Origin of the sequence: Streptomyces sp. NPDC006510, from assembly GCF_040611955.1 — a bacterium.
Lineage (GTDB): Bacteria > Actinomycetota > Actinomycetes > Streptomycetales > Streptomycetaceae > Streptomyces.
The window spans coordinates 1-5406 of record NZ_JBEXPH010000336.1; the positions used below are offsets into that span (position 1 = coordinate 1).

The 5406-nt window shown below is 74.0% G+C and carries 4 protein-coding genes and 1 pseudogene; 3 read left to right on the forward strand and 2 right to left on the reverse strand.

Going from position 1 to position 5406, the window contains the following annotated elements; all coding sequences use genetic code 11:
- Nucleotides 1-188 (forward strand): annotated as a pseudogene (locus ABZY11_RS42630) (hypothetical protein); the annotation flags it as partial.
- A gap of 187 nt (nucleotides 189-375) precedes the next feature.
- Complete coding sequence (locus ABZY11_RS42635; protein ID WP_356484329.1) at nucleotides 376-1470, forward strand: glycosyltransferase family 4 protein; 1095 nt, start codon at nucleotides 376-378, stop codon at nucleotides 1468-1470.
- 18 nt (nucleotides 1471-1488) lie between these two features.
- Here the strand turns inward: ABZY11_RS42635 and ABZY11_RS42640 are convergent, their stop codons facing one another.
- Nucleotides 1489-3114, reverse strand: a complete 1626-nt coding sequence (locus ABZY11_RS42640; RefSeq protein WP_356484330.1) for a PucR family transcriptional regulator — start codon at nucleotides 3112-3114, stop codon at nucleotides 1489-1491.
- A 227-nt stretch (nucleotides 3115-3341) separates the two neighbouring features.
- Between ABZY11_RS42640 and ABZY11_RS42645 the strand changes: the two genes are divergently transcribed.
- The gene (locus tag ABZY11_RS42645) at nucleotides 3342-4223 is read left to right on the forward strand and encodes a sulfurtransferase (RefSeq protein WP_356484331.1); all 882 of its coding nucleotides are present in this window, start codon (nucleotides 3342-3344) and stop codon (nucleotides 4221-4223) included.
- 7 nt (nucleotides 4224-4230) lie between these two features.
- Here the strand turns inward: ABZY11_RS42645 and ABZY11_RS42650 are convergent.
- Nucleotides 4231-5406: glycoside hydrolase family 15 protein (locus ABZY11_RS42650; protein ID WP_356484332.1), on the reverse strand; the 1176-nt coding region annotated here is incomplete at its 5' end.

Consider the following 5406-nt stretch of genomic DNA (forward strand, 5'->3'; position numbering starts at 1 on the left):
CCGACGACCTGGGGGAGCGGACCATGCTCGGGGACACCGGGGCCCATGCCCTGGGTGCCGCACTCGGGGTCGCGATCGTCGCGGGCCGCGGCCGGGCCGGACTCGTCGTCCATGCCGCGGGGCTGGTCGCGGCGGCGGTGTACGGGGACCGGATCAGTCGACTCGTCCAGGTGACGGCGGACCGCTGACGGAGGAAGCCGTGGGGGCGGGCACGGCAACAGCGCGCCGGTTTCTCACCCGTGCGAGTGGTAGGCCGCGTCCGGTTGTTGCTGTGCGGGCCGCAACAGTGGCCCGAACGTGCCGGAACGTGCGTACGGACTGGCATCCTTGGCGGTGCAATCACCGCCGACTCGGGAGCCCCGGGAGCCATTCAACGTGTCACAGCTGCGTACGGTCCAAGTCCTGGGCGGCGGCAGCGCGGGCAGCAGTGCCCACGTCAGCTCGCTGGCCGCGGGACTCGTGGCGAGAGGCGTGCACGTCACCGTCTGCGCCCCGGCCGAACTGGACCACGCCTACGACTACTCCGGTACGGGGGCCCGGTTCGCCCCCGTACCGCGGCGCAGTGACCCCGCCTCCGTCGCCGCCCTGCGGACCGCCTGCCTGACGGCGGACGTCGTCCACGCGCACGGACCGCACGCCGCCGTGCGCGCCGCTCTCGCGCTCGGCGGCCGGCGCGTTCCGCTGGTCGTCACCTGGCACGCCCGTGCCCACGCCGAAGGGGCCCGCAGCCGGCTGATCCAACTGATGGAGCGAAGGGCCGCCCGCGCGGCGGCCGTTGTGCTCGGTACGACATCGGACCTGGTCGACCGGGCCCGGCACCGAGGAGCGCGCGACGCACGGCTCGCACCCGTCTCGGCCCCCGTACCCCGGCTGCCCGACGGCGTCCACGCGGGCAAGACGCGGGCCGAACTCGGGGCGGTGGAGCGGCCGTTGATCATCTCCTGCGGGAGTCTCGTGCCGCATCACGGATATGGCGCACTGCTCGACGCCGCGCGGCTGTGGCGCGAGCTCGACCCCGTGCCGCTCCTGGTCATCGTGGGCGAGGGGCGGGAACGGGCCGCTCTGCGGCGCCGGATCAGGAACGAGGAGCTGCCCGTCCGGCTCGTCGGCAGCCGCGACGACCGCGCCGAACTGCTCGCCGCGGCGGATCTGGCGGTGCTTTGCAGCAGCTGGGAAGCGCGCTCGGTATCGGTCCAGGAAGCGCTGCGGCTCGGCGTCCCGCTGGTCGCCACCGCGGTCGGCGGCGTGCCCGAACTCGTGGGGGACGCGGCGGAACTTGTGCCGTACGGCAACACTGAGGCACTCGCACGAGTGGTGGCCAGGCTGCTCGGGGATCCGCGGCGGCGCCAGGAATTGACGGCCGCCGGACTCGCCCAGGCCGCGAGTTGGCCCACCGAGGACGACACGATCGCCCAAGTGCTCAGTGTGTACGACGAGTTGACCCAGCCTCTGGCTACCCGGGCGCGGTGAGCCGCGCGGCCGGCCCGGCTACGAGATGTGGCGGCGGGCCCGGAGAGCCAGGCTCAGCGCCAGCACCGCCTGGGGGTCGTCCAGGTCGGTGCCGAGCAGCTCGCCGATGCGGGCCAGCCGGTTGTACAGCGTCTGACGGTTCAGATGCAGCTCCCGCGCCGTCTCCGCCTTGCGGCCCGCGTGGGCCAGATACGTCTCCAGCGTCGGCAGCAGCGCCGGGCGCGAGGTGCGGTCGTGATCGCGCAGCGGGCCGATCGCCCGGTCCACGAACGCCGCCAGATCCGGGTGTTCCCGCAGCCGCCACAGCAGCAGATCGATGTCGAGGCGCCGGGCGTCGTACCAGGGCCGGTCGCTGAGACCGTGCGCGGCCGTCGCCGTCTCGGCGGCGTGCCGCAAGCCCGCGCCGGCCGCCGCCCAGCCGCCCGCCACACCCACCACCACGACCGGCGGATGCGATCCGGCCCGCTCCAGCCCGGCCCGCTCCACACCGGCCCGCAGCGCCGCCGCCACCCGGTCCGCGACCGCCGTGCGCTCCGTCTCGGACCGCAGCCCGAGCAGCACCGGAACCCGGCCCTCCACCGGCCGCACGCCCAGCAGCACCGGCACCCCCACCGACGAGAGCTCCTCCAGCACGGCCCGCGCCAGCAACGCCCAGTTCCCGGACACCGAGAGCTCGGGGGCCAGCCGCATCACGACCGGCAGCAGTGGCATCTCGGCCGGCTTGAAGCCCAGCACGCGGGCCTGCGCGGGCGCGTCCTCCGGCGCGATCCGGCCCTCGGCGAGATCCGTCAGGAAGTCGCCCCGGCCGCGGGCCGCGAGCTCCTCCTCCTGGCGGGCCTGCATCAGCACGACGGCGAGAATGCCCGCCGCCCGCTCCGCCGCCATCCGGTGCACGGTCACCAGCGGCCCGGAAACGGCCAGCAGCACCAGCCTGGCCCGTACCGAACCGGTGCCCGGGCCGCCGCCCGGCACATCCACCAGCACCGAACCGGTGGGCGGTGTCTCGCGGGCCGCCCGGCCGCCGCGCATCCCGTCCCACACCTGGAGGGGGTCGGCACAGACCGGGCCGGACCCGGGCCCCGCCGCGTACAGCAGCTGGCCGTCCGCCGTCTCCAGGAAGACCGGGTTGGCCGCGAAGTCCGCCAGGATGCCGAGCACCTGGGGCACCCCGCCGCCGCCGAGGAGCGCCTCCGTGCACCGCCGGTGCACGTCCTCGGCCTGCCGCAGCAGCGCGTAGTGACCGTTGACGATCTCGGTGTGGATCTCCTCGGTCACCGTCACGAACGGCACCTCGCGGTGCAGCTGCACCAGGGGCAGCCCCGCGGCGCGGGCGGCGTCCACTATCGACGCCGGCAGTCTGCTGAAGCGCGGCCCGAGCTCCACCACAAGGGCGGCGATCTGGCGGTCGGCGAGCCTGCGGACGAAGGCGCGCTGCTCGGCGGGGCGGGTGCCGAGCCCGAGACCGGTGGTGAGCAGCAGTTCACCGCCCTTGAGCAGTGAGGCGATGTTGGGGACCTCGCCCGCGTGCACCCAGCGCACCGTACGGTTCAGCCGGTCCGCGCCGGCCACCACCTCCGGGAGGCCGCCGCGCAGCCCCGGCAGCTCAAGGGCTCGCTGCACGGTGATTCCGCCTTGCGTCTCCACTGGCTCTGGCCTCGTGCTTCCACTCGGGTCCGACGGGCGGTCGCCCTGATTCAGGAAGGTACCGGCCCCGGGCGCCGGAGGCGTCGTCGGGGGAGCCACCGGGGGTGTGCCCGTGCCGGACGTGGGCCGGTCCCGGCCGTTGTTGACACGGGAAGGGCGCCGCTGCGATCTTGTGAACGCCGCGCGGTTCGGGCCGAGTGGCCCTGACATCCGGACCTGGAGCAGACGTGGGCGACGACGTATCGGTGTACACAGACCGCCATGAGCTTCCCGGACCGCTGGTCGGGGCCGACTGGCCGGCACTGCGGCTCGGCCGGCCGGGACTGGTGGTCCTCGATGCCTCGGTCGGCGCGCACCGGGGCCGCGAGCTGCGGATCCCGGGAGCGCGGGCCTTCGACATCGACGGGGCGCTGTCCGACCACTCCGGACCACTGCCCCACACGATGCCCGACGCCGGCCGGTTCACCGAAGAGCTGCGCTCCCTCGGTGTGAACGGCACCGACACCGTCGTCGTGTACGACGGCGCGGGCATCTACTCCAGCGCGCGGGCCTGGTGGATGCTGCGGGCGATGGGCTTCGACAAGGTCGCGGTGCTCGACGGCGGCCTGCCCGCCTGGGCCGGCGCCGGGCTGCCGCTGGAGAGCGCCCGGCCGGCGCCCGCCGCGGCGCCCGGTGACTTCACCGCACGGCCGCGCGCGGGGATGTTCGTCGGCAGCGAGGAGGTGGCGGCGGCCCTGGCCGACCCGGCCGCGGTGGTCCTCGACGCCCGTTCCCGGGACCGGTTCGCCGGCGCGGCCGCCGAACCCCGGCCGGGGCTGCGCGCCGGACACATGCCTGGGGCGGTCAACCTGCCCTTCGGGGAGATCCAGCGCGACGGGCGGATGCGCCCGGCCGATGAGTTGCGCGCGGTGTTCGCCGCCCTCGCCCCGGAGCGCGGGCGACTGGTCCTCAGCTGCGGATCGGGCGTCACCGCATGCGTCCTGGCGCTGGGGGCCGAACTGGCGGGGTACCGCGGACAGGCCGTGTACGACGGGTCCTGGAGCGAGTGGGGGCTGCCGTCGGAGCGGCCCGTGGTGACCGGGGCGGACGGGCTTCCGCCCGCCCCGTGACCCGGGGTCAGCCGACGTACGCCCCGCTCGCCGTCAGGCGCAGCGCCGTGTCGATCAGCGGCACATGGCTGAAGGCCTGCGGGAAGTTCCCCACCTGGCGCTGGAGCCGGGGATCCCACTCCTCCGCGAGCAGCCCCAGGTCATTGCGCAGGGACAGCAGCCGCTCGAAGAGCTGGCGCGCCTCGTCGACCCGGCCGATCATCGCCAGATCGTCCGCCAGCCAGAACGAGCAGGCCAGGAACGCGCCCTCGTCGCCCTCCAAGCCGTCGACGCCCGCTTCCTCGCCCGAGGTGGGGTAGCGCAGTACGAAGCCGTCCTCGGTGGACAGCTCGCGCTGGATCGCCTCGATCGTGCCGATCACGCGCTTGTCGTCCGGCGGCAGGAAGCCCATCTGCGGGATCAGCAGGAGCGAGGCGTCCAGTTCCTTCGAACCGTAGGACTGGGTGAAGGTGTTGCGCTCCTGGTCGTAGCCCCGCTCGCAGACATCGCGGTGGATGTCGTCGCGCAGCTCACGAAGGTGCTCCAGCGGCCCTTCCGCGTCCCCGGACTCGATGAGCTTGATGGTGCGGTCGACGGCGACCCAGGCCATCACCTTGGAGTGGACGAAGTGCCGGCGCGGGCCGCGTACCTCCCAGATGCCCTCGTCCGGCTCGTCCCAGTGCTTCTCCAGGTACTCGATCAGCTTGAGCTGGAGGCCCGTCGCGTAGTCGTTGCGGGTCAGGCCCGTCATGTGGGCGAGGTGCAGCGCCTCGGTGACCTCGCCGTACACGTCCAGCTGGAGCTGGCCCGCCGCGCCGTTGCCGACCCGGACCGGGCCCGAGTTCTCGTAACCGGGCAGCCAGTCCAGCTCGGCCTCGCCCAGCTCGCGCTCGCCCGCGATGCCGTACATGATCTGGAGGTTCTCCGGGTCGCCGGCGACCGCCCGCAGCAGCCACTCGCGCCAGGCGCGGGCCTCCTCGCGGTAGCCGGTGCGCAGCAGCGAGGAGAGGGTGATCGCGGCGTCGCGCAGCCAGGTGTAGCGGTAGTCCCAGTTCCGGGAGCCGCCGATGTCCTCCGGCAGGGAGGTGGTCGGCGCGGCGACGATGCCCCCGGTCGGCGCGTACGTCAGGGCCTTGAGGGTGATCAGGGAGCGGACCACTGCCTCGCGGTAGGGCCCGTGGTACGTGCACTGCTCGACCCATTC